Annotated in this window: 1 pseudogene; it reads left to right on the top strand. The window is 49.7% G+C overall.

The window, feature by feature from the left end:
• Positions 1 to 1,290: pseudogene (locus tag R7Q41_RS24055) on the top strand (Tn3-like element ISShfr9 family transposase); the annotation flags it as partial.

The raw sequence follows: 1,290 nt of genomic DNA, 5'->3' as shown, positions 1-1,290 counted from the left end.
TGAATGACAGGGATATCCAGACCCTCTGCCTTTACCTGAAAAAACAGAAACGGACCGTGGAAGAGTACCAGTGGCAACATTACGATGAACAATGCAATCTCCTGGAGCAACTGTTAAGGCAGGTGTTCTTGTGCCTTGAATGTGAGGCCGGTAAAGGCTCAGAAGCCGTCGTCGCCCAACTTCAACAGATGCAGACGGAAATCGCATTCGGTGGACCACTGAAGACGATGGATACGTCGCTCATCCCGAAAAAGCACCTCCCATGGTTGGTTAAACAGGATAACGTTAACCCGCAACGTTACGAATGGCTGCTCTACCGGCAGTTAACCTCACGACTGAATGGACGCATTTATTTGCCAAATGTTACCAAATACCGCGCACTGGAAGACGACCTGATCCCCCAGACATCGCAGGATACCTTGCTGGCCTCATCAACACTGGACAGACTAAAACAGCCCGCAGAGTTATTGTTACAGGAGAAACAACACCGGCTGGAAAGTGCACTCAAAGACGTTGCTCTCCATATTGATGAGGGAGACAATCGAAATGTGATCATGAAAAATCGTACCGGTACCCGCTGGCGTCTGCCGACCAAAAGCGCTACATCTCTGGTCAACAATCCCTTTTTTAAGCGAATGCAACCGGTCGGTATCGCGGATGTACTGCGGTATGTAGAGCGCGAAACCGGGTTCATGAAATGTCTGACTCATGTACTTCCGATACAAAAACAAGGGTTCACTCATCAGGATGATTTACTGGCCATTCTGATTGCCAACGCCACTCACCGTGGTGTGTATGGCATGGCGCAGATCTCCGATCGAAGCTATGAACACCTGAGTACGGTGCAGGCCAACTATATCCGGCCTGAAACGCTGCATGACGCCAGCGACGTGATCAATAATGCGGTTGCAGCGCTACCCATCTTCCGCCACTACCATATTCAGGAGGACCAGCTGCACGCCAGTGCGGATGGTCAGAAATTCGAAACCCATCTGGAAACCTTTAAAACCCGGTACTCCTCTAAGTATTTCGGCACCAACAAAGGGATCACGGCCATGACACTGGTGGCCAACCACAGCGCCCTCAATGCTCGGATCATCGGTTCCAACGAGCACGAATCACACTATATTTATGACCTGTTACAATCCAACAGCAGTGAAATCAAACCTGACGTACTCTCGACAGATACACACGGTGTCAATCATGTTAACTTCGCCTTACTGGATCTATGCGGTTACAGTTTTGCACCGCGATACGCGCAGTTCAGTAGTGTCATCAATGATCTGTTTG

It is taken from the genome of Vibrio sp. 2096 (assembly GCF_033339595.1).
Lineage (GTDB): Bacteria > Pseudomonadota > Gammaproteobacteria > Enterobacterales > Vibrionaceae > Vibrio > Vibrio alginolyticus.
Note: the sequence above shows the minus strand (reverse complement) of the source record. Positions and strands in the feature narration are given on the sequence as shown.